The organism is Cellvibrio zantedeschiae (assembly GCF_014652535.1).
GTDB lineage: Bacteria > Pseudomonadota > Gammaproteobacteria > Pseudomonadales > Cellvibrionaceae > Cellvibrio > Cellvibrio zantedeschiae.
Genome location: NZ_BMYZ01000001.1, coordinates 777,382 through 797,972 on the forward strand (window position 1 = coordinate 777,382; position 20,591 = coordinate 797,972).

A 20,591-nucleotide genomic window follows, 5' to 3' on the forward strand; every position below is an offset into this window, starting at 1 on the left:
AGTCACTCAAGCGCACTTCCTGTGCGCTTGCCACCTATTTTTCTGCGATGCTCGGGGCGTTCAAATGGGGACCCCACTGGTGCCACATTTGAGTTTGGTATTTATCTTTGTTCAGCGGTAAGGATTTTGGTGATCACATTCCCTAAAATCCATTGCTGCAAATATTGCGCTGCTTGCATGGGAACTTGTTCCTCATCAAACCACTCACACAATCCCTCACATACTTCTGCAAAATTCTTTCCTTCCAGAAATGCTTGCAAGGCCCAAGCTTCAGTTTGTTGTAATGGCCGGTAGACAACACGTAAATCATCTCGCCAAATTAACCAGGCATTGGCTTCACTCATTATTTCCGGTTCAACTGTATTTTCTTCATTGATTAACGAACTCCATAATGCGGGAGCATTGCTGTAGAAGTTTAATAGTTGTGCCGATTCGTGAAACTTTAATTGCATTGTCATCCATGCATCCGGGGCGAGCGCTCGTACATCGTCCAGCGTGGAAGTAGGCTCATCGGCTGCATCAAATGCCATGGTTTGAGCCCATTCGAAGGCTGCAATTTCTGCAATTGGGATTTTGGTTTTCCAGATTGTATGAGTGCTTAAAAATTCTGCCAGCTTTTCTCCTAACCAACGCAGCGACGGATGATGCGACGGATATGCTGTAATAAATTCATTGGCGATAGCGAGAAAATCATCTTCGCCAACAAATGCTTCAAGCGCAGTGTAATCATTACGCAGCGCATCAATTAACCGCAACCTGTAGGCGTGATGATAAATTCCCAGGCGTTCTTGTCTTGAGAACGCTGGCGTCTCCAGTGTTAGATCCGCTGCGTGTTGCGTTTTATCGAGCACGAAATCTTGTAGCGCAGATTGCAGTTCTGCCAGGCTTTTTGTTTTCATGAATTATTTGCGCGTGAGTAAGTGGTCAAGCGAAACTTTACCGGGGCCTGCGATTGCCAACCAGAAAAATATCGCGAAGTAAGCCGTTTCGGAAAATCCAAGCAGTGTATCCAGAGAGTCTACATCTTCCCAGAGCGCGCTTTTTATCGCCACAATCATGATTACCCCGAGAATGCCGCCAGAAATTCTCGTAAAGAGCCCCAGGATAATCAATATACCGCATACAAATTCTGCGCCGGAGGTAAATGGCGTGAGTATATGTGGGAAGGGAATTCCCCAGCTGATAAAGTTTTCGGTAATGGCTTCCAGGTTTTGCAGTTTACCCCAGCCGGCGGTAATAAATATTTCGCCTACCACCAAACGAGCCACCAAGGGACCAAGCCACTGAATATAAGCTGCTACGCTTTCTGGCCAACGGAGTGTGATATTGATAAATGAATTCCAGATATTGGTCATGGGGCATCCTTAAACCTTTTAGTTAGTTAACAAATATGTTGATGGTGATTATTTTCAGATAAAACATCTGCATAAATACTGCGAGCCTTTTCCAACTCTTTGAGGAGGGTATTGAGCGGTGGAATATCATCATCGCGCTCAATCATTGTGCTGATATGGCCAAAACGACGGACGCTTTCGGCGTAGAGTTCCCACACCGAATCGATAATTTCATGATCATGTGTGTCAATGCTGTAGTCGCCCTTATTTAAATGTCCAGCTAAATGAATTTGCTGGATGCGCTCGGCAGGAATTGCATCTAAATAAGTTAGCGGATCAAAATTATGATTGTGTGCGCTTACATGAATGTTGTTGATATCGAGAAGGATCAAGCAATCTGCTTCTTTTGCTAAAGCGCTTAAAAATTCCCATTCCGAAATGGTTGAGTGCTGGAAGGTTAAATAGCTCGATACGTTTTCCAATAAAATACGTTGCCCTAAAAATTCTTGTACTTGTGTAATTCTTGCGACTAAATGTTTGAGTGCCTCTTCGGTGTAGGGCAAAGGCATTAGGTCATGGAGGTTAATGCCTTGGGTACCCGTCCAGCACAAATGATCTGAAATCCATTTAGGTTTTACGCGTTGGGCGAGTTTTTTTAATTCCGCCAGGTAGTTATTATTCAGTGGATCAACACTGCCAATCGATAATGAAACACCGTGCATCACAACAGGATAGCGCTCACAAATTTGGTCCAGATAATGGAGCGGTTTACCACCCGCAACCATGTAGTTTTCGCTGAGTATTTCCAACCAATCTACATTGTGATCATGCTCAATAAGGTCGGTGTAATGCTCGCTACGCAAGCCAAGCCCGAAGCCTAGATGAGGTTGTAGTTGCGAGTGAGTTGCCATGGAATTGCCTGAAAATATTTATCGATTAACTTTAATAAAGGCTGCGTAGTAACAACACTTACGCAGCCCTTGCGAAGATCACAACAAATTATTTCATTTCTTTGCCGCCTTTAGCGGCGCAATCTTTAGCTGTAGTTTCAGTAAAGCCTTTACCTTTACAAGCGTTTTGGCCTTTACAAGCATTGGTTGCAGTTTTGCAAGCAGAGTGACCTTTACAGGCATTAGCACCGCTGCACTTAACGGTGCCTTCGCTTGCAGCAGGCTTATCGTCTGCGAATGCCATACCAGTTGAGAATAAAGCTGCAGTAGCCAATACGAGAGCAGAAGTAGTCATTGTTTTCATTTCAGTAAATCTCCATTCATTGATATTTAGGTGGTAGTAGGTTGAGGGAATAATACTGAGTTGCCTCAACTCCTATAGTAGATGCAGAGGTAATACGTTTGTTACACGCAATAGAAAATAAAATGTGTCTTCGATAAGTTTTTTGTAAAACTGGCCAAACATGCAGGTTAAGCACTTGTCTGGAAAGCACTCTGGCGGGCAGCCAAGCCCTGCTCACTAAATAATCAATAAATAGGTAAAGAGGTTTTTTGGCTCAATTTGCAATAGAAAGAATTGATGCATATAGCGAAATATTGGCTTTCCTTTATTACTCTTTTGTTGCGAAAATCGCCGCCGCATCTACGCTGTAATACAACTGCAATAAAGTCACAACATAATGCGCGCCAGAACGCTACAAATGCTATGCGTCGCGTCAGTAATTTATGTAATGACCATATCTATTAAAACCTAGGGGACAACCTCATGAAAAAAGCTCTACTTCCTTTAATGATTGCTTCACTTGTACCTGCCGCTGCCTTTGCTGATGTGACTGTTTACGGTAAAGCAAACGTTGCTTTTCAATCTACCGATAAAAATGTAGGTGGCGAATTTACAGAAGTGGTAAGTAACGCTTCACGAATCGGTTTGAAAGGTACTGAATCAATTAATGATGACTTGAAAGTAATTTACCAATTCGAATACCAAACCAAAGTTGATGATGGTTCAAATAGCTTGTCATCAACACCTTCTTGCTCTGCCACTTCAAAATCTACTACTGCTACCCCCACTGCTACCACGACTACTACCACTACCTGTACTATCAGTGGCGGCGGTCAGACCTTCTCCCAACGTAACATTTACGTTGGTTTGAAAGGCTCTGGTGGTACTGCAATGATCGGTATGTTTGATACTCCATTCAAAGTGGCGCAAGAGAAAGTTGACTTGTTCAACGACTACATTGGTGATATCCAGGCTGTGTTGCAAGGCGAGACTCGCGCTAAGAACATCATTCAGTACTCAACACCAACCTTTAGCGATATTACTGTTAACGTAGCTTACGTGAACGCTGAAAAAGATGCCGTAAATGTAGACGATGGTTACTCTGCATCTATCGTGTATAGCACTAAAAATGTGTACCTGGCTTTGGCTAACGACAGCAACGTAACTAACGCCAGCGGTGCAGTTGTTCACACTACAGATACAGATATCCTGCGTGCTGTGGGTCGTTTCAATGTTGGTCCAGTTGTATTGGGCGCAATTTGGGAAACTTACGACAATGGCGTAATCGATGAAGATGGTTTTATGGTTTCTGCACAATGGAATGTGAATGATAAGTGGGCTTTGAAAGCTCAACACGCTGCTTCAGATATGATTCAATTAGGCGGCGAGCAAACCAGCATTGGTGCAGATTACAAATTGTCCAAAGCAGCTAAAGTGTTCGGTTATTACACTCAAATCGAAGACGAGCGTTTGAATGCTACTACCAAGTTAGTGGACAACGCAGCGCGCGCTGACGACAAGTACCTTGCTGTTGGTATCGAACTCAACTTCTAATAATGTTGAAGTTTGGAAAGGGTGCTTCGGCACCCTTTTTTATTTTGCTAGCTTAATGAATGCTTAGGTAAACCGTTACTGGAGTAGGCTATGTTTTTAAAATTGACCCTGATAATTGCTTTGTGTTTTTCATGCGCGAATGTATTTGCAAAAGACCAGAAAGAAGAGTGTGGTCCTGCGGTAGATAATGCAGACCAGCTGGCAGCAGCGAAAGAGTGTGACTATTCCGATACCGGTTTAAATGGTGTCTTACATCGCACCCTCTCAGGTAAAAAGAAATCCAATGCGACAGATGATGTTAATAAAGACGCCCAGATAAATAAGGAACAGAAGCGCGAGACTGAAATTACCAAAGTGGCGGTCGAAGAGAAAATCGCGGACAAAAAGAATATTCTGAAGGCCGACGAATTTAGCTCTCCACAACAACTGCAAACGGCAAAATTCACCTTGTTGGAAACCTTAGCGCTTGAATGCACAAAAGGATTCGTGGTTGAAGGGGAGAGGTACTTGCCCGTCAAAAATAGCAAGGCTTTGAAGCTTGAGTTGATCTACCACTGCTTATAGCGCCAGCTATTGATTGATTACATGGGGCATCAGTTACAATTGTCACTTATGGTATAACACCATGCTTTTATAATGGCCGCACTGGCCATTTTTTGTTTTCACTCCCTACCAGCACATTTCTACAATCTGAATGGGTTGTTGCGGCTAAGGACTTTGGGTAAAGTGGCGCCCCTTTTGTGTTGCCGCCACGCTTCACCTTTCTGTTTGTTCACTCTGCATTCTGGCGAATCAATGAGTACTATGAAAACTTCACTGCTTACTGCCTCCATATTCCTTTCATTGCTGGTTAATTTCGCAATGGCAGCCGATCCTGAAACCCAGGATGGCGCACCTGTTACTGAATCCAAAGCTACCATGGTGAAATCTGCGGTCGATCCCTGGGAAAAATTCAATCGCTCTATGTTTAGTTTTAACCAGGGGGCTGATAAGTATTTCCTAAAACCCCTCGCAAAAACCTACGTGCGTTTGACCCCGGGCTTTTTTCGTCGCGGTGTCGATAATGTTTTATCCAATGTTATGGAAATCCCCAGTGCACTCAACGGATTGCTGCAAGGTAACTTTCGCGGTGCTGGTCATGACACGGGTCGTTTGCTGGTCAATTCAACCTTGGGTTTGGCGGGCATTTTGGACGTCGCACAATACATGAACCTAAAGCCAACCGATCATGAAGACTTTGGCCAAACCTTGGCGGTGTGGGGTGTTAGCGCTGGGCCATATATGGTACTACCTATCCTTGGGCCAAGTAATTTGCGGGATACTGGCGCTGTACCAGTGGATTGGTATACAGATCCCAAAACTTACATCGACCATATTCCTACCAAGAATACCGTGCGAGCGGCCTCTGTGTTGAATACGCGCGCAAACCTTATGCCTTTGGAAAAGGGGATCACTGGCGACAAATATGTGTTCTTTCGTGAGGCTTATTTGCAGCGCCGCAATTTCTTAATCAATAACGGCAAAGTGGAAGATAGCTTTGGTGAGGACGAGGAATCAGAGGACTCGGGTTTTTAATCCGAGTCTGTCGAAGCTCGCATTACTTGATGATTTCAATAATTTCCAGGCCGAGAACATAACCTGAATCGCCATCACTGCTGCAGCGTGCAACTTTGGCCTTGGCGTGTAGTGTTGGATTGTGGCCATGGTCAGAAGATATTTCTACTACCAAATCAGTTCCCGCAGGAATTTGGGTTTTAGTTTCAACCTGCATCCCCCCGCCGCTCAAGTCCCGACATAAACCTTCGATAACACCCTCATCATGAGAGAGCTTGGCGCTTAATGGAGCGCTGATTTTCATGCGGATAAAGTCACGTTTTTCACTAAAGCCTTTATCTATAGAGCTCATATTCTGTCCTCTTATAACTTGTTATCTATCTAGTTATGTATCTGGGCAACGGATGGCAATATTGCTTCTGACTAACACCAATGAGTGTAGCACAGGCAGGAAAAAAGCCAGCTGGCCACCTTGTTATCTCGGAGGTGAATGTGAAATCTTGCGAATCAAATAGCACTTTATATAAGCTTTGTTCAGCTGGGGTAAAACTAAACCGGCTTAGCATAAATACTGCTACGAATTGCTTGCGGGAAGAGTGCTGAAAGAGTAGTGTTGTGCGCCTCTTAAACATGCCCTAAACCATAGCTGAGAAACACCTTAGATGGCGGAGAAACCTAAAAAGCTGCTCATCATTGATGACGACGCACTTGTTCGGCGCAGTATTGCTGTCTATTTAGCCGATAGTGGGTTTGAAGTTTTTGAAGAGGGCGAAGCCAACCATTTATGCGAGGCTATCCAGAAATACGCTCCCGATCTCGTCATTACTGACCTGCGTATGCCCGGAGCTGATGGCTTACAGGTACTCAAACAGATAAAACAACATCAACCCGATTTGCCTGTCATTATTATTTCCGGCGCAGGTAGTGTAAGTGATGTGGTGCAAGTTCTTCGATTAGGTGCAAGCGATTATCTGGTTAAGCCGGTTCTGGATATTGAGGTATTAGTTCATGCCATCAATAAGGCCTTAGAACGTACCAAGTTGTTATTAGAAAACCAGCGCTACCGAGAACAGTTAGAAACTGCCAACCAGGAATTGCGCGAAAGTTTACGAGTGTTAGAGCGCGATCAGCTCGCCGGTAAACAAGTCCAAAAACGTTTAATGCCCAACCGCCTGATTACCCAGGATCATTACGAAGTTGCCCACTACATAGCGCCATCCCTGTTCCTCAGTGGCGACTTTATCGACTACGCCCATATTAGAAAACGCTACCTTGCTTTCTATCTTGCCGATGTTTCTGGTCACGGTTCCTCCTCCGCATTTGTCACCATCTGGTTAAAACACCTTGTCAGTCGCATGGTTCGTGAAGAAGGCTTGTTTGGCGATGAAGAATCTTTCGCTAGCGGCGCCAACCACCTGCTTCAAACTGTTAACCGCGAAATTAAAGAAACCCGTTTAAATCATCATTTGACCTTCTTTGTTGGGGTTATAGATACGCATACGCAATTGATGAACTATGCTGTTGCAGGTCATTTGCCCATGCCGGTTTTAAAAACGGAAGATGATTGTCGTTACTTAGAAGGTAATGGCAAACCGGTTGGAATCTTTAAAGATGTAACTTGGCAAACCTATCAGTTGCAATTGCCAGAAATTTACACGCTTTCATGTTTTTCTGATGGGGTTTTAGAGATATTGCCAGCGGATACGATTCAAGAGAAGGAAGCTTTATTATTACAAAAAGTTGCAGAATCAACTGGCAGCTTGGAATCCATCTGCAATACTTTACATGTTAAGGATGATGGCGAAACGCCAGATGATATTGCCATCCTTACGATTGCTAGAGGTAAGTAAAATGCGTCCCGGTCAGATACTCGTTGCAGACCACGCCGGTGTTTACATCATTAAGATGACCGGTGATGTTCGTCTCACCTTGTGTATATCTTTTGATAATTTTATTGATGCGATGCTTGCAGCGCCTGATTTTTCGTCGGTGTTGTTTGATTTATCTGAAGCGGAAGCGGTTGATAGCACTACGCTGGGCCTAATGGCAAAAATTTCCTTGCTGGCTCAAGACAAGCGCAATATAACTCCGGTTATTTTGGCTACAAATGCGAGCATTAAGCGCATTTTGGACACCATGGGGTTCGCAGATATTTTTAAAATTGTAAATAAACTAGAAGTCGATATAGAGCCGGAAAAGCCGTTGTCGCCGATAGAATGTGGTGAGCAGGAAGTAAAAGAAAAGGTATTAGAAGCGCACAAAATTCTGATGGGTCTAAATGAACAAAACCGCGAGACGTTTAAAAACCTGGTTAATATGCTCGAAAACTCCTAAAAAATCCCTCTATATCCAACTGCCTTTCCTCTTAACTCTCTTCGTTTAAATCATTTTGTTTTTTGCAATTGATTTGGCACGCATAAATTCTGCATGCGACATATAAATCAAATCTGCCACTTTGCGAATAACGTATTCTTCGTATTTATTTAAATCTTCGTCGACAAATGCGACTTCCCACATGGACACGAGCAGTTCAAATTTTTCTTGCGCGTTGCAATGCTGGTGAATGAGTGAAGTGAATTGATGTAACGAAGTTGCTTCTGAGCTTTCTTCTTTCGCCAAATCAATCAGCTCGTTGAGCTGTGCATCGGCTATAGCAAATTTTTGTTTGAGATGTAATTTGAGTGATTGCATTTCGCGCTCATCAAAAACGTGATCAGCCATAGCAACTTCTATTAACAAAGCTGCAACCGCTAATTGTTTTTGAGAATGGGAAAGTGGGGCAGAAGCACCACCTGCAGGTTGCAGGTGGCGTTCAAAAAACGCAGAGATTTTACTTAACAAAGTGAACTCTAGTTTTACAAAGTGATAATTAAAGAGCGCGTTCTTTAAGCAGCTTTTCAAGGCTGAGTTGATCTTTCACAAAGCCGCGAATACCTTCAGCTAACTTGTCATTTGCCATTTGGTTTTGGTTCATACCGAAACGGAAGCTTGGCTCAGTCTCAATAACCTTGGCAATTTTTTCACCAGTGTTTGATGGAGAGAGAACACGCTCCAATTTACCTTGGTCTTGTTCCAACTCTTGTAACAAGTTAGGGCTAATGGTCAAGCGGTCGCAACCTGCCAAGGCTTCAATTTCGCCAAGGTTACGGAAGCTCGCGCCCATAACAACAGTGTTGTAACCGTTTTGTTTGTAGTAGTTGTAAATGCGGCGAACAGAAACTACCCCTGGATCTTCTTCTGAGGTGTATTCTTTTTTGTCAGTGTTGGTTTTGTACCAGTCGAGGATGCGACCCACGAATGGAGAAATCAAAAACACACCTGCGTCAGCACAAGCTGCAGCTTGTTCAAAGCCAAACAACAAAGTCAGGTTGGTGTTGATGCCTTCTTTTTCCAGCACTTCTGCTGCGCGAATGCCTTCCCAAGTAGAAGCCAATTTGATTAAAACGCGTGACTTGTCAGCGCCGCCTTTGGCATAAAGTTCAATCAAATGACGGGCTTTGGCGATACTTGCTTTGGTGTCGAAAGACAAACGTGCATCAACTTCAGTAGAGATACGGCCTGGAACCAGTTTCAAAATTTCCAAACCAAGGCCAACGGCCAGGTTGTCGCTTGCAGCGCTCAATTGTTCTGCACTGTTGGTAATGCTTTTAGCGGCGTTAATAGAAGAAGCCAACAAATCCTGGTATTGCGGCATTTGTGCAGCTTTGTATACCAAAGATGGGTTGGTAGTTGCGTCCAAAGGCTTGTACAAGCGGATTGCTTCAATATCGCCAGTATCGGCAACTACGTCGGTAAATTGTTTCAGTTGTTCGAGTTTGCTAGTCACGGTAGTTTTCCTATAACGGAGTTAAAAGTTGATATGTCTAATTTGCCGTAGGATAGATTATAGTCTTTTTGACTCTTAGCTGATAGTCATCTTTTATCTAAAGCCTGCTGCTTGATAAAAGCTTTACTCTTGGGCTGACTAAGCGCTTTTATTCGGTCAATTCGGAGTTAAATGGTAACTCATTTAGCGCTTTGAGCGCTGCTTTTATTACCTCAATTCCCGCGTTTGGCTTGTGAGCTTGCTCTGAAATGACGCGTCTGAACTTACGTGCGCCCGGTAAACCTTGATACAGCCCCAATATATGACGGGTCATATAATTTATACGTACACCTTTAGCCAGCTGGACTTCTGCATAAGCAATAAAACCTTCAATCACTTCTTCCCGGCTGATCACCGGCTTATCAATACCGTAAATCCGCTGGTCTACTTCTGCCAACAAATAGGGGTTGTGGTAAATCTCGCGCCCCAGCATAACCCCGTCGACTTCATTCAATAGATTCAATGATTGTTCCAAAGTAGTTATGCCGCCATTAATGATAATTTCAAGTTCAGGGTGATCTTTTTTTAGCTGCGCGACCTTGTCGTATTGCAGTGGCGGAATTTCGCGGTTTTCCTTAGGGCTCAAGCCTTTCAACCAAGCTTTGCGCGCGTGGACAATAAAGGTTTTACAGCCCGTATCAGCAACTGTGCGAACAAAATCCAGCATGCCTTCATAGTCTTCCATATCGTCAATGCCGATACGATGTTTTATGGTCACGGGGATCTTAACCGCAGCTTGCATGGCTGAAATGCATTCTGCGACTAGCTTGGGTTCGGCCATCAAACACGCGCCAATCATATTGTTTTGCACGCGGTCACTTGGGCAACCGCAATTGAGGTTCACTTCGTTGTAGCCCCAATCTTCTGCAATTCTTGCGCATTCGGCCAATGCTTTGGGATCGCTACCGCCGAGCTGTAGGGCAAGAGGATGCTCGCAAGCGTTGAACTCCAAAAAGCGTTTGCGATCACCATGAATCAATGCGCCTGTTGTGACCATTTCGCTATAGAGCACGGCTTCTTTAGTGAGTAGACGCCAAAAGCTGCGGCAGTGGGTATCTGACCACTCCATCATAGGGGCGGCAGTGAAACGACGATTTATATTGGCAGAGGTCATTGCTGGGTGAATTCGTAAAAATGATTGCTGACGCGGTCACAAGGGACGCTTATCATACCTTATTAGGTACCTAATTAATGAATTGAAGTAAAAGAGCCCTTTATGTCGTTAACCCACATTGATGAACAAGGTAAGGCCAGCATGGTGGATGTGAGCGAGAAGCCCGTCACCACCCGCGAAGCGCGCGCCTGTGCTCGCGTTCGTATGCAACCTGCGACCCTCGCGCAGATTCAAGCAAATAGTTTCAAAAAAGGTGATGTGCTCGCCGTTGCGCGTATTGCCGGAATTCAGGCCGCAAAAAAATGTGCCGATTTAATTCCCCTGTGTCATCCCTTAATGCTGAGCAAGGTTAGCGTGGAATTTGAAATTAACTTGCCTGAAAGTTCAGTAGAAATTCATACACTGTGCAAACTTTCCGGTCAAACAGGTGTTGAAATGGAGGCGCTTACCGCTGCGAGTGTGGCGGCCTTAACTATTTATGACATGTGCAAAGCAGTGGATATGGGAATGGTGATTGAAAATATTTGCCTGCTCGAAAAATCCGGCGGTCGCCGTGGCCATTATAAGCGTGCGGAGTAGGGCGTGATTAGAATTTTATTTTTTGCGCAACTTCGCGAGCAATTGCAGTGTGAGAAAATAGAGGTGGAATATATCCCTTCTTTAACCATTTCTTTGTTGCGCGAGCGGCTTGTTAGTTTGCGTCCCGAGTGGGCCGATTTTTTGGCAAACGATAAATTACTCTTCTCTGTAAACCAAACTTTGGTGAAAGCATCCCATCCAATAAATGACGATGACGAAGTAGCGTTTTTTCCGCCGGTAACGGGTGGCTAAATGATATCGATTCAGCAGCAAGACTTTGATGTGGGTGAAGAATATAAGGCGCTCGTTGCGGACGATACATCGGCAGGTGCGGTAGTAACTTTTGTCGGCCGTGTTCGCGATTTAAATTTGGCGCGCAATGTTTTCGGTTTGCATCTAGAGCATTACCCGGGTATGACGGAAAAATCATTGCAAGACATTGTTGATGAGGCTCAACCGCGCTGGAAAATTTTACGTTACAAAATTATTCATCGAATAGGCGACTTACACCTTGGCGATAACATTGTGTTTGTCGGCGTCACCAGCGCCCACCGTGAAGATGCTTTTAGTGCGGCTAATTTTTTAATGGATTACTTAAAAACGCGCGCACCCTTCTGGAAGAAAGAATTAACTGAACAGGGCAGCGTTTGGGTTGAGTCACAAGACAAAGATGCGGTAGCGGCAAAGCGCTGGGAGTAGTCAAAATGCTTTTAGGAGAAAGATTGATCTGCTGTTAAGTGAATTAGATAAGTGTTTGTAAATATAACAATTGAGAGAAAAATATGGAAAGCAGGAAAAGTGTTAAAGCGGCATTGGGTTTGTTGGCATTGTTGACGGCAGCTTCATTTGCCCAAGCGGCTGAGCCTATACAGCTTAAGAACCCATTTAGTATTGATGAGGTGAAATGGGTTAAAGAAGTAGGTAATTCGTCTGTTAAAGGCAAGGTGTTTCTAAAGTTGCCTGATGGGCAATACAAAGGCTGTGCGGGTTTTAATATTGAACTGCTTCCAGTTGCAAAGTATTCCAGTGAGCGAATTTTTAATGTTTACGGCAACAATGAACAAGGCCAAATTTTATTGAAAGATAATCCGCCAAAATTTACGCCAGATCCAAAGGAATACCATGAGTTGCTAATCAAAGGGCAGTGTAACGAGAAGGATGAGTTCCTGTTTGCCAATGTAAAATCAGGTGATTACTACCTTATGGCGTTTATTATATGGGATGCCAAAGTAGATGCTAAGCCCGCAAAAGATGGTGGCGCAGTCATGAAGAGGATTCATGTTAAAGAAAATGCGACATTGGAAGTCTTATCAAAAAATTAATATTTTTTTCAATAACAACAAAAAGGCCAGCAAGTGCTGGCCTTTTTGTTGTGTGAGTTTTTGGCTAAAAATATTAAGGGCTTACACATTCCAAACAGCTGGCGTAAATACCCTGTGGATCCGTCATTTTTTGCAGCGCAAGCAGGGGCTTTAAGAGTGGCGACAACTCTTGCTGCACCAAACTTAAATCCGCCAAGGGTTTAAATAAAGATTTAGGAATAAATCCTTTGGCGTCTTCACCCACCAACTTGCGAATAAATTCTTCTTTAGGCGAAAGCTTTTGAGTGATGAGTTTTACGCTGTAATCTTTCAAATCAGCTTTATTAGCCGCCGCCGCTATTACATCGTTTAAAGTGCCCAAATTGTCTACCAAACCGATTTCTTTTGCTTTGACACCTGTCCATACGTGGCCTTGGGCAATTTCATGAATTTGGGCTACATCTTTTTTGCGAGCATCGGCTACTAGCTCAATAAAACTTTGGTAGGTGTGGTCTACGCCGGATTGAATAACGCTATTCATTTTGGGGGCGAGTGGGCGGTCAATGCTCAATGCACCACCTAATTCCGTGGTGCTTACACCATCTGTATTCAAGCCAATTTTTTGCAAACTGTTTTCAAGTGTCGGGAAGGCGCCGAATACACCGATGGAACCCGTAATCGTTGTTGGTGTTGCCCAAATTTCATCGCCAGCGGTCGCCATCCAATAACCGCCGGATGCAGCAACGCTACCCATAGAAATATAAATGGGAATATTCCTTTTGCGGATAGCTTCAATCTCTGCGCGAATAATTTCTGATGCAAATGCACTCCCTCCGCCACTGTCAATGCGGATAACCAAGGCTTTAACAGATTCGTCTTCTTCTACACTTCGCAATATTTCCACGAAGTTTTCACTGCCGATAGATCCCTCTTGCTGATGGCCATCCTGGATGGTGCCGGATGCGACAATTAAACCAACTTGGTCAGCTTTTGGTAATTTGTGTAAATGCGCTTCGGCAAGATAAGAATGAACGCCTACTGCATTGTAATAATTGCCTTCATCACTTTTGCCAAATTTCTCGATCAATAAATTGTCGATCTCGTTGCGCGATACTAATTTATCAACCAATTTTTCGTTAAGCGCGAGTTGTGCGCTATTGCCTTTAACCTCGACTAATTTACTGTCCAGATTATTAATGAGTTGATTTAAACTGCCTTCCGGTAATTTGCGTTGTGTTTCCACGGTTTTTGTATATTGCGCCCACAATGCGTTCAACCATTGTGCATTATGCTCGCGCGATTCGTCCGACATGTTGTCGCGCAAAAAAGGTTCTACATAATCTTTATATTTACCCGAGCGGAATACATGCACATTAACCCCAAGTTTTTCCAGCGCCGTTTTATAGTAGGTGATATAACGCCCAAAACCCGTTAGCTGCACTTCACCCATTTTGTGTAAATAAATTTCGTCGGCATAGGACGCAAGAAAATATTGATCCTGACTGTAGCCATCGTTGACGGCGAGTATGTGTTTCCCTTTGGCCTTGAAGGTTTGTAAGGCTTGGCCAATTTCGCTCATTTTGGTTATGCCGCCGCCACGAAGACCGCCTAGCTCGAGCACTATGGAATCTATGCGATTATCATCAGCAGCGCGGTTGATTGCTTCAACCACATCGCGCACCAATGTTTCGCTCTCTTCATTTTCATCTTTGAGTAACAGGCTGGCGGTATCCATGTAGGTGCGCTGATCTACCAAAACTCCACTGGGTGCTACGCGCAACGCAAATTTTTCAGGCAAAGGTTTAGGTGCGCTGCTGCCAATCGCAACCAAAATAAGGATTAAAAAGAAGATGAAAAAAATATTCAGTAGGGTGTTGCGGCAAAAAGTAATAATCGAACCTATGCCACCAAAAAATCGACGAAAAAATCCGCGCGGTTTTTGTTGAGGATAATTCACAATCTGATCCTTTTAAAAATTCAATTGGAAGGTGTGTGGGATATTTGCCAACCTAAATAGGATTGCTGTTGCATCCACCGGCTGGTCATCATAGACGAAATAAATAGAACAACGATCAGGATAACCATTACCCAATCACTCCAGGCGCCGCGGCCCATAACCAAAGGAGTCATCCAAATAAAATAAGGCAGTATTCCAAAGCATAACCAACTGTATGTGCGATATTTACGTTTCACAAAGCCTGGAACAAAAATTAACAGCGGAAATATTTTTACTAGCCATAATTTAACGCTGCTATCAGCCGGCTGAAAATTAAGCCAGCTCATGAGTAATAAAAATACACCGAAGCTGATGTGGGTAAACCAAAGGCCCAGCCTGAGCTTTTTGTTGACTTGTGTAAGTGCGTTGTTTAACTCTTCGGTAGTTGGCATTGTTGTTTTTGCAGCATCACTCATTGCGCAGCTCCCAATTGCAATGCGATTTTTGCAACGCGTTTGCCCAGGGCTTGGCACAAGGTAATTTCATCTGCACTTAAGGTTTGCGAATTATCGTCTGCAGCGAAATGTGACGCGCCATAAGGTGAGCCGCCAGTTCTGGTGGACGATAAGGCGCTTTCGCTGTAGGGAATTCCTGCGATGAGCATGCCGTGATGAATGAGTGGCAACATCATCGATAGAAGAGTGCTTTCCTGGCCGCCATGCAAAGTTGATGTTGAGGTAAATACCGCTGCGGGTTTATCAATTAAATCGCCATTGACCCACGCGCCACTTGTGCCATCCAAAAAATATTTCATGGGAGCGGCCATATTACCGAAGCGAGTGGGACTACCTAAAATTAATCCAGCGCAATTTTTCAAATCACTTTCGCTGCAATAAATAGCACCTTCAGCGGGCACTGCAGGTTCGGTTGCTTGAGTAACTGGCGATACTGCGGGCACGGTGCGCAAACGCGCTTCAATCTGCCCAGCTTGTTCAACACCGCGCGCAATTTGCTGAGCCATTGCCAAAGTGGCGCCTTGGCGGCTGTAATACAAAATTAAAATATAGGGAGTCATGGTGAGGCTCAAAGAATAGTTAATACATTTTCTGGGGGGCGGCCAACAATAGATTTTTCGCCGTTGATGAAAATGGGGCGTTCAATTAATTTGGGATTGGCAACCATGGCTTTGATCAGGGCTGCTTCGCTAAGTTTCTCATCGCTTAAATTTAATTCTTTATAAAGGTCTTCCGTTTTGCGCAATAATTGCCGTGCACATAGGCCTAAATTTGCAAGCAAGGCTTTTAATTCTTTTGCAGTGGGCGGGTTGTCCAGGTACAAAACCACATTCGGTTTACAGCCGTTGGCTTCTAGCAATGCGAGCGCTTCACGTGATTTGGAGCAGCGAGGGTTGTGGTAAAGTGTAGGCATAGTCGTCATCTTGATAAAAACCGCATTATAGCCCTTAATCAGTCCCGGGCGTATTACACGAGGGTGCATCTTGTTCAGTCAGGCCAATCATTATTATCGCGTCAGCCGCCGTTTTCTTACGCTTGCTTACAGTCTTTACGATGAAAAAGACTGCCAAAAAAGTGCAGGCTCCTTAACTTATATGACCTTGTTTGCAATAGTCCCCATGCTGACGGTTTGCTATTCAATGTTCTCGCTGATTCCTGCCTTTCAATCTGTTGGTGATCAATTCCAGGCGCTGATCTTTTCACAGCTATTACCCGGTAATGAGCAGGTGATTGCTAAGTATTTGAGCGACTTCTCACAACAGGCGCGCAAGCTGACGGCTTTTGGTATCGTTTTTTTAATGGTTTCTGCTTATTTTATGCTCAAAAATATTGAGCAAAACTTTAATAATATCTGGAACGTAACGCGCGCGCGCCGCGGTGTTGCCAACTTTTTGCTCTACTGGGCGATCCTCAGTTTGGGTCCTCTACTGCTAGGACTAGCGGTATTTATGAAGACTTACCTAATCGCGCTGCGAACTTTTGTGGGTCATTATGAAAGCCTGAGTTTCATGGATTTTGTATTTGAATGGCTGCCGTGGTTACTCACTGCTGCTGCATTTACCTTGTTATTTGTGGCGGTTCCCAATTGCAAAGTTCGCTTCAAGCATGCGGCAATCGGCGGTGCGGTTACTCTTGTGGTGTTTGAGCTAATTAAATTTGCCTTCAGTTTTATGGTGACTCACTCCAACTTCAAGCTTATATACGGTGCCTTTGCAGTAGTCCCGCTGTTTTTATTGTGGATCAATGCTAGTTGGATGGTCATTTTGGGTGGGGCGGTTTTGGTTAGGAGTATCGAGCTATTCCAGGTCAATTTACGTGATCGCGCTTACCCGGATTTCTTCGCCTGTTTGCTTGTGCTTTGGCAATTTCATCAGGCCTCTGATAAGGGCAACAGCGTTGCTAATCATGAACTCCTGAACATGGGGCTCTCAAGTCTTCAATGGCAGCGCATCCGAGAGGCATTACTGGCCAATAACGTCATCGTTAGCACCCAGCTGAACGAGTTTGTACTCAGGCGCGATTTAGCGCGCTTAACCTTGAACGATGTTCGTGCTTTTGTGGGGGAGGCAGGGCGGCTACCGGCGGAACAAAAACAATTGGAGCATTTGCCCTGGCTTGCGAATGCGCAGGAGTACCTGGGTAAGTTGGACGAGGCAGCCAGCGAGCGCTTCAACCTTTCAGTCGAAACCTTTTTCGATCGCCGTTAGAGTATTTGGGTATGTGGGGGACGGCATTTATCGCCGAAACCAAAAATATTCCGGCGAAATGAGAATGCCTGTCTATACTCAGGTTATTCCATTAACCGTAGCCCCATAAAGCACGATTTATGACCATACCCCTTCTTATTTGTGATGATTCCAACATGGCCCGCAAGCAAGTGGCCAAGGCTCTGCCGGCGGGCTGGGATGTTGAAATTACCTTTGCAACCAATGGATTGGAAGGCATACAGGCGATTCGTGATGGAAAAGGCGAGATGGTATTTCTGGATTTAACCATGCCGGAGATGGATGGTTACCAAGTTTTGGAAGCTGTTAAAAATGAAGGTTTGGATGCCATGATCATCGTGATTTCAGGTGATATCCAACCCGATGCCTACACCCGCGTTACTAAAATGGGCGCTATGGAATTTATCCAAAAGCCCGTAAGCCCCGAAAAGCTGCAAGAAGTGCTGCGCAAGTTTGGCTTGATCTAGTTATCTAGTTACAAGCTAAAAAACCCTTTAAACCTTGCCGTATGCCGCCGTGAGATTTCTATCTCCAATCCTGTCTTGAGCGTCACCTTGTAACTTCCATTCAGCCAAAGGTCTACTTTGGCGATGTATTCAATATTAATAATTTGCTGGCGGTTTGCCCTGAAGAATTGTTTTTCAGGCAGGCGCTCCTCCAGTTTCCCCAAGGTGCGGTAAACCAGTGCTTTACTTTCCCCCCAAAAGACATAGGTGTAATTTCCATTGCTCTCAAAATAAATAATCTCGCCCAGTTGTACCCAGTGGCAATTTTCACCTTCGCGCAATAAAACTCTACTAGTGAATTCCAGAAGTTCTTCTTTGGGGGTTGGTGTTTCCTCTATACCTGTGCCCAATTTATCAATGGCGGTTTTTAAGCGTGCGGCAGAAATGGGTTTCAATAAATAATCGACGGTGGAAAACTCAAATGAGCGCAGCGCGTAATCAGCGTAAGCTGTGATAAAAATAATCTTGGGGTCGTAATCTAAAGCTTCGAGCAACTCAAAACCATTTTCGCCCGGCATATTAATGTCCAGAAATAATAAATCCGGGCGTTCAGCTTCAATGATTGGGCGGGCATCGCGCGGGCTTTCCGCTTCACCGCACAGCTCAATATTCGGGTGAGCCTGTAACAAATCTTTTAGTTCAGTTCGCGCAAGGCGAGAATCCTCAACGATCAATGCTTTCATTGTGCGTACTCAATTGGCAGGCTTAAGTCTGCAACAACTTGATCCTGTTGTTGATGTAAATTAAAACTCGCGTTACTTCCATAAAGAAGCGCCAAACGTTCGCGAATATTGGCAACCCCTACGCCAAAGCCGGATGTTTTTGCGTTGGATGAGAGCATGCCGTGGTTGCTTAAAATACACTTTAAGGTTTGTTCTTCTTTATAAATATGAAGATGCAAACAACCTCCAGCATGCAATTGGCTAATGCCATGCTTTATTGCATTTTCAACCATAATTTGCAGCATCATGGAGGGTATCAATACATTCTCAAGTTCAACGCTGATGTTCTCTTCGTACCTTAAGCGCCGCTCCAATTGTATTTTGGAGAGTTCAATATAGTTTCGCACCAGTCCCAATTCCATCGCCAGCGGCACCTTATCTTGTGAGTTAGTGGTGATAGGGCTGCGTAGTATGTCGGACAGAATTAACACAGCTTCGCGGGCTTTTTCCCCATCTTCTTTAATAAGTGCGCGAATATTATTTAACGCATTGAAAATAAAATGCGGGTCGATTTTTCCAGCCAGCGCACTGAGCTGGATTTTCTTCATATTATTTTCAAGTTGCAATTGTCTTATGGTGGTGTCCACCTTTAAGCGTTGCGATGCTGAAATTTGGTAAATAAGTAACCATAAGAAGCAGCAGAGTACACAGACAAAAATGCTGGTGTAAAAATAATAACTTGTGGTTACAAATTGCTGGTACTTCATAATAAGACCAGTATTAGCGCTCAGATAATTATAAAAATAATTACAGAACCAGAGTGTACAGGCTTGCAGAAAGCCGAACAGTAATGACATCACCATAAGCCGATAGGTAAAGCTCAACAACGTAAAATCAGCGGGTTGGTAATATCGCATAAAAGTTCTTAGCGAAACCCCCATGAAAACGCCAACCAACACAAATGCGAAAATGAAGACAGGCGTGGATGATTTATCCACACTTTCCAGCCCCAATAAGCCAGTGAAATAGAGGCCGCTAGCAACTAGCAACCAGCCGCCTGTGTTGTACAGCCAAAATTGAATTGATTTTTTCAAATCAAAGTTAACGACTTGCTCATTAGGTTGTAACTTCCAGCGGGTGGAAAAGCTCAAAGCCAAAAAGAACAACACGGCGATTAAAGTGTCCTGTATACATTCGCGCATGGCACCACCAAACGCGTTAGGTGATGCCCACAGCGAGTCGCCACCAAAAAACAAATAGGGCGATAGTGCATTGTCGGCGGCATGTACAAATCTGTATCTAAGGTTGTTGCCCCACATACTCATTACAGTAGTGCAAAAGGTTAAAATCAAAATGGAAGGAATCAGGGGTAACAAGCGGGATTTAAACAGGGCTTCTTTTGGTTTAAGGAAAAATATAAACAATGCGAAGAGAGTGCAAAAAAACACGCTGATGACGGAGTAAGCAAAATATTCTTTGGAGAAAATAAGCCACATCTTACTTTCTGCCGGAACATAAGACATGGTGATTACAGCGTATTCAAAAAGCCTGCACGCGATCAAGCAAGCAGCCGCTTTAATAATATCTGCACTGGTAGTTGCGGTGGAATTTTTATGTTTTGCTTCTTTATATTTTTCTTCGGCATTCATTAATACAAAGAGCAAGGACCAAATCAACATAGCGTAAAGGTCGTGCCGAAATGCATCCGTTACTTGCCCACAGCTATAGGGCGGTCTTGCAAAATCTGAAGCACAAACAGTCGGTAGTGAAAGAATTAATCCCGCTTGGTGAATCAATGTATCAATACTGGAAAAACAGATAGCAGCTATGCAAGCGAGGGGAATCAACTGTATTGGATGCCGTTCATACCAGCGATGCTTTACATAGAGTTTGTAAAACACCAGTCCGGCTAGCGCTCCGGTGATTGCGGTTGGGAGAAATAATAAAAAATTGGAGAATATAGAGCCAGCGTAAAGCGAAATATTAATACTGTGCGCAAGATTGTAAAAAAGCCATCCTAATATATTAAAGAGCCAAAAGCTCGTGGGCGCCTGGAAAATCCTAAAAAGATCCCTGATTGAAAAACTAGATTTCATAATTGGCTTTTTATTGTGGTTATTTGAATAAAAGGAAACTTATAGGAATTTAGCTGGCATTTCTAGTTATTTTGTCGGGCAAAAACTGCTTTGGAGCGCGAGTTGTTTTTCTTATAT

Annotated in this window: 25 protein-coding genes; 11 read left to right on the forward strand and 14 right to left on the reverse strand. The window is 44.0% G+C overall.

The window, feature by feature from the left end; all coding sequences use genetic code 11:
* Positions 1-101: 101 nt before the first annotated feature.
* The 4 genes from IE104_RS03465 to bufA2 all read right to left on the reverse strand — a co-directional run bounded on the left by IE104_RS03465 (position 102) and on the right by bufA2 (position 2,588).
* Positions 102-899, reverse strand: a complete 798-nt coding sequence (locus IE104_RS03465) for an HvfC/BufC N-terminal domain-containing protein (RefSeq protein WP_189416069.1) — start codon at positions 897-899, stop codon at positions 102-104.
* Between the two features lie 3 nt (positions 900-902).
* Positions 903-1,355, reverse strand: a complete 453-nt coding sequence (locus IE104_RS03470; RefSeq protein ID WP_189416070.1) for a DoxX family protein — start codon at positions 1,353-1,355, stop codon at positions 903-905.
* 26 nt (positions 1,356-1,381) lie between these two features.
* Positions 1,382-2,245: an MNIO family bufferin maturase gene (gene bufB / locus IE104_RS03475; protein WP_189416072.1), complete on the reverse strand. Its 864-nt coding sequence runs from the start codon at positions 2,243-2,245 to the stop codon at positions 1,382-1,384.
* A gap of 88 nt (positions 2,246-2,333) precedes the next feature.
* Positions 2,334-2,588, reverse strand: a complete 255-nt coding sequence (gene bufA2, locus IE104_RS03480) for a BufA2 family periplasmic bufferin-type metallophore (protein ID WP_189416073.1) — start codon at positions 2,586-2,588, stop codon at positions 2,334-2,336.
* Positions 2,589-3,050: 462 nt separating this feature from the next.
* Here bufA2 and IE104_RS03485 point away from each other — a divergent pair, with 462 nt between their 5' ends.
* The 3 genes from IE104_RS03485 (at position 3,051) to IE104_RS03495 (ending at position 5,696) form a co-directional block, all read left to right on the forward strand.
* Complete coding sequence (locus tag IE104_RS03485; protein WP_189416074.1) at positions 3,051-4,121, forward strand: porin; 1,071 nt, start codon at positions 3,051-3,053, stop codon at positions 4,119-4,121.
* A gap of 90 nt (positions 4,122-4,211) precedes the next feature.
* The gene (locus IE104_RS03490) at positions 4,212-4,685 is read left to right on the forward strand and encodes a hypothetical protein (protein WP_189416075.1); all 474 of its coding nucleotides are present in this window, start codon (positions 4,212-4,214) and stop codon (positions 4,683-4,685) included.
* Positions 4,686-4,916: 231 nt separating this feature from the next.
* Positions 4,917-5,696: an MlaA family lipoprotein gene (locus IE104_RS03495; RefSeq protein ID WP_189416077.1), complete on the forward strand. Its 780-nt coding sequence runs from the start codon at positions 4,917-4,919 to the stop codon at positions 5,694-5,696.
* 22 nt (positions 5,697-5,718) lie between these two features.
* Here IE104_RS03495 and IE104_RS03500 read toward each other — a convergent pair whose 3' ends face one another.
* Positions 5,719-6,027: a PilZ domain-containing protein gene (locus IE104_RS03500; RefSeq protein ID WP_189416078.1), complete on the reverse strand. Its 309-nt coding sequence runs from the start codon at positions 6,025-6,027 to the stop codon at positions 5,719-5,721.
* 310 nt (positions 6,028-6,337) lie between these two features.
* Here IE104_RS03500 and IE104_RS03505 point away from each other — a divergent pair, with 310 nt between their 5' ends.
* On the forward strand, positions 6,338-7,525 hold the full coding sequence (locus IE104_RS03505; RefSeq protein WP_189416080.1) for a PP2C family protein-serine/threonine phosphatase: 1,188 nt from the start codon (positions 6,338-6,340) through the stop codon (positions 7,523-7,525).
* 1 nt (position 7,526) lies between these two features.
* Positions 7,527-8,009 carry an STAS domain-containing protein gene (locus IE104_RS03510; RefSeq protein ID WP_189418259.1) on the forward strand — a complete coding sequence of 161 codons (483 nt, stop codon included), beginning with the start codon at positions 7,527-7,529 and terminating at the stop codon, positions 8,007-8,009.
* 45 nt (positions 8,010-8,054) lie between these two features.
* Here the strand turns inward: IE104_RS03510 and IE104_RS03515 are convergent, their stop codons facing one another.
* From IE104_RS03515 to dusA, 3 genes are all read right to left on the reverse strand, one after another.
* Positions 8,055-8,516 (reverse strand): tellurite resistance TerB family protein, encoded by a 462-nt coding sequence (locus IE104_RS03515; protein WP_189416081.1) that lies wholly within the window; start codon positions 8,514-8,516, stop codon positions 8,055-8,057.
* A gap of 28 nt (positions 8,517-8,544) precedes the next feature.
* Complete coding sequence (gene tal, locus IE104_RS03520) at positions 8,545-9,501, reverse strand: transaldolase (protein ID WP_189416082.1); 957 nt, start codon at positions 9,499-9,501, stop codon at positions 8,545-8,547.
* Between the two features lie 148 nt (positions 9,502-9,649).
* On the reverse strand, positions 9,650-10,654 hold the full coding sequence (gene dusA, locus IE104_RS03525) for a tRNA dihydrouridine(20/20a) synthase DusA (RefSeq protein WP_189416084.1): 1,005 nt from the start codon (positions 10,652-10,654) through the stop codon (positions 9,650-9,652).
* Positions 10,655-10,756: 102 nt separating this feature from the next.
* On the opposite strand from dusA, the gene moaC reads away from it, so the two are divergent.
* The 4 genes from moaC to IE104_RS03545 all read left to right on the forward strand — a co-directional run bounded on the left by moaC (position 10,757) and on the right by IE104_RS03545 (position 12,555).
* Positions 10,757-11,233: a cyclic pyranopterin monophosphate synthase MoaC gene (gene moaC, locus IE104_RS03530; protein ID WP_189416085.1), complete on the forward strand. Its 477-nt coding sequence runs from the start codon at positions 10,757-10,759 to the stop codon at positions 11,231-11,233.
* A gap of 3 nt (positions 11,234-11,236) precedes the next feature.
* Positions 11,237-11,485 (forward strand): MoaD/ThiS family protein, encoded by a 249-nt coding sequence (locus IE104_RS03535; RefSeq protein WP_189416086.1) that lies wholly within the window; start codon positions 11,237-11,239, stop codon positions 11,483-11,485.
* The gene (gene moaE, locus IE104_RS03540; RefSeq protein ID WP_189416088.1) at positions 11,486-11,932 is read left to right on the forward strand and encodes a molybdopterin synthase catalytic subunit MoaE; all 447 of its coding nucleotides are present in this window, start codon (positions 11,486-11,488) and stop codon (positions 11,930-11,932) included.
* Positions 11,933-12,015: 83 nt separating this feature from the next.
* Positions 12,016-12,555, forward strand: coding sequence for a hypothetical protein (locus IE104_RS03545; RefSeq protein WP_189416089.1), 540 nt, complete (start codon positions 12,016-12,018; stop codon positions 12,553-12,555).
* A gap of 73 nt (positions 12,556-12,628) precedes the next feature.
* On the opposite strand, the gene sppA is transcribed toward IE104_RS03545, so the two are convergent.
* From sppA to arsC, 4 genes are read right to left on the reverse strand one after another with little or no spacing between them, the layout of a single operon-like run.
* Complete coding sequence (sppA, locus tag IE104_RS03550) at positions 12,629-14,491, reverse strand: signal peptide peptidase SppA (protein ID WP_229837598.1); 1,863 nt, start codon at positions 14,489-14,491, stop codon at positions 12,629-12,631.
* A 20-nt stretch (positions 14,492-14,511) separates the two neighbouring features.
* Complete coding sequence (locus IE104_RS03555; RefSeq protein WP_189416090.1) at positions 14,512-14,946, reverse strand: DUF2069 domain-containing protein; 435 nt, start codon at positions 14,944-14,946, stop codon at positions 14,512-14,514.
* Positions 14,943-15,545 (reverse strand): NAD(P)H:quinone oxidoreductase, encoded by a 603-nt coding sequence (wrbA, locus tag IE104_RS03560; RefSeq protein WP_189416092.1) that lies wholly within the window; start codon positions 15,543-15,545, stop codon positions 14,943-14,945. Before wrbA ends, IE104_RS03555 begins: the two co-directional genes overlap by 4 nt.
* Before the next feature lie 8 nt (positions 15,546-15,553).
* Entirely contained in the window at positions 15,554-15,898 is a 345-nt protein-coding gene (arsC, locus tag IE104_RS03565; protein ID WP_229837599.1) for an arsenate reductase (glutaredoxin), read from the reverse strand.
* 70 nt (positions 15,899-15,968) lie between these two features.
* On the opposite strand from arsC, the gene IE104_RS03570 reads away from it, so the two are divergent.
* Both IE104_RS03570 and IE104_RS03575 read left to right on the forward strand, forming a co-directional pair.
* Positions 15,969-17,192 (forward strand): YihY family inner membrane protein, encoded by a 1,224-nt coding sequence (locus IE104_RS03570; protein ID WP_189416094.1) that lies wholly within the window; start codon positions 15,969-15,971, stop codon positions 17,190-17,192.
* 119 nt (positions 17,193-17,311) lie between these two features.
* Positions 17,312-17,677 (forward strand): response regulator, encoded by a 366-nt coding sequence (locus tag IE104_RS03575; protein WP_189416095.1) that lies wholly within the window; start codon positions 17,312-17,314, stop codon positions 17,675-17,677.
* A gap of 8 nt (positions 17,678-17,685) precedes the next feature.
* Here IE104_RS03575 and IE104_RS03580 read toward each other — a convergent pair whose 3' ends face one another.
* Together IE104_RS03580 and IE104_RS03585 are read right to left on the reverse strand one after the other, a co-directional pair.
* Positions 17,686-18,399, reverse strand: coding sequence for a LytR/AlgR family response regulator transcription factor (locus IE104_RS03580; protein ID WP_189416097.1), 714 nt, complete (start codon positions 18,397-18,399; stop codon positions 17,686-17,688).
* Positions 18,396-20,057 (reverse strand): sensor histidine kinase, encoded by a 1,662-nt coding sequence (locus IE104_RS03585; protein WP_189416098.1) that lies wholly within the window; start codon positions 20,055-20,057, stop codon positions 18,396-18,398. Before IE104_RS03585 ends, IE104_RS03580 begins: the two co-directional genes overlap by 4 nt.
* Between the last annotated feature and the right edge of the window lie 534 nt (positions 20,058-20,591).

What these genes read in the sequence shown, in the direction of transcription:
- IE104_RS03495 (WP_189416077.1), top strand. Translation starts at nt 4,917, where the DNA reads ATGAGTACTATGAAAACTTCACTGCTTACTGCCTCCATATTCCTTTCA.
- IE104_RS03580 (WP_189416097.1), bottom strand. Translation starts at nt 18,399, where the DNA reads ATGAAAGCATTGATCGTTGAGGATTCTCGCCTTGCGCGAACTGAACTA.
- bufA2 (WP_189416073.1), bottom strand. Translation starts at nt 2,588, where the DNA reads ATGAAAACAATGACTACTTCTGCTCTCGTATTGGCTACTGCAGCTTTA.
- IE104_RS03505 (WP_189416080.1), top strand. Translation starts at nt 6,338, where the DNA reads ATGGCGGAGAAACCTAAAAAGCTGCTCATCATTGATGACGACGCACTT.
- IE104_RS03585 (WP_189416098.1), bottom strand. Translation starts at nt 20,057, where the DNA reads ATGTTGATTTGGTCCTTGCTCTTTGTATTAATGAATGCCGAAGAAAAA.
- moaE (WP_189416088.1), top strand. Translation starts at nt 11,486, where the DNA reads ATGATATCGATTCAGCAGCAAGACTTTGATGTGGGTGAAGAATATAAG.
- moaC (WP_189416085.1), top strand. Translation starts at nt 10,757, where the DNA reads ATGTCGTTAACCCACATTGATGAACAAGGTAAGGCCAGCATGGTGGAT.
- IE104_RS03470 (WP_189416070.1), bottom strand. Translation starts at nt 1,355, where the DNA reads ATGACCAATATCTGGAATTCATTTATCAATATCACACTCCGTTGGCCA.
- IE104_RS03485 (WP_189416074.1), top strand. Translation starts at nt 3,051, where the DNA reads ATGAAAAAAGCTCTACTTCCTTTAATGATTGCTTCACTTGTACCTGCC.
- IE104_RS03545 (WP_189416089.1), top strand. Translation starts at nt 12,016, where the DNA reads ATGGAAAGCAGGAAAAGTGTTAAAGCGGCATTGGGTTTGTTGGCATTG.
- IE104_RS03510 (WP_189418259.1), top strand. Translation starts at nt 7,527, where the DNA reads ATGCGTCCCGGTCAGATACTCGTTGCAGACCACGCCGGTGTTTACATC.
- arsC (WP_229837599.1), bottom strand. Translation starts at nt 15,898, where the DNA reads ATGCCTACACTTTACCACAACCCTCGCTGCTCCAAATCACGTGAAGCG.
- IE104_RS03490 (WP_189416075.1), top strand. Translation starts at nt 4,212, where the DNA reads ATGTTTTTAAAATTGACCCTGATAATTGCTTTGTGTTTTTCATGCGCG.
- dusA (WP_189416084.1), bottom strand. Translation starts at nt 10,654, where the DNA reads ATGACCTCTGCCAATATAAATCGTCGTTTCACTGCCGCCCCTATGATG.
- bufB (WP_189416072.1), bottom strand. Translation starts at nt 2,245, where the DNA reads ATGGCAACTCACTCGCAACTACAACCTCATCTAGGCTTCGGGCTTGGC.
- IE104_RS03465 (WP_189416069.1), bottom strand. Translation starts at nt 899, where the DNA reads ATGAAAACAAAAAGCCTGGCAGAACTGCAATCTGCGCTACAAGATTTC.
- IE104_RS03555 (WP_189416090.1), bottom strand. Translation starts at nt 14,946, where the DNA reads ATGAGTGATGCTGCAAAAACAACAATGCCAACTACCGAAGAGTTAAAC.
- IE104_RS03575 (WP_189416095.1), top strand. Translation starts at nt 17,312, where the DNA reads ATGACCATACCCCTTCTTATTTGTGATGATTCCAACATGGCCCGCAAG.
- wrbA (WP_189416092.1), bottom strand. Translation starts at nt 15,545, where the DNA reads ATGACTCCCTATATTTTAATTTTGTATTACAGCCGCCAAGGCGCCACT.
- IE104_RS03500 (WP_189416078.1), bottom strand. Translation starts at nt 6,027, where the DNA reads ATGAGCTCTATAGATAAAGGCTTTAGTGAAAAACGTGACTTTATCCGC.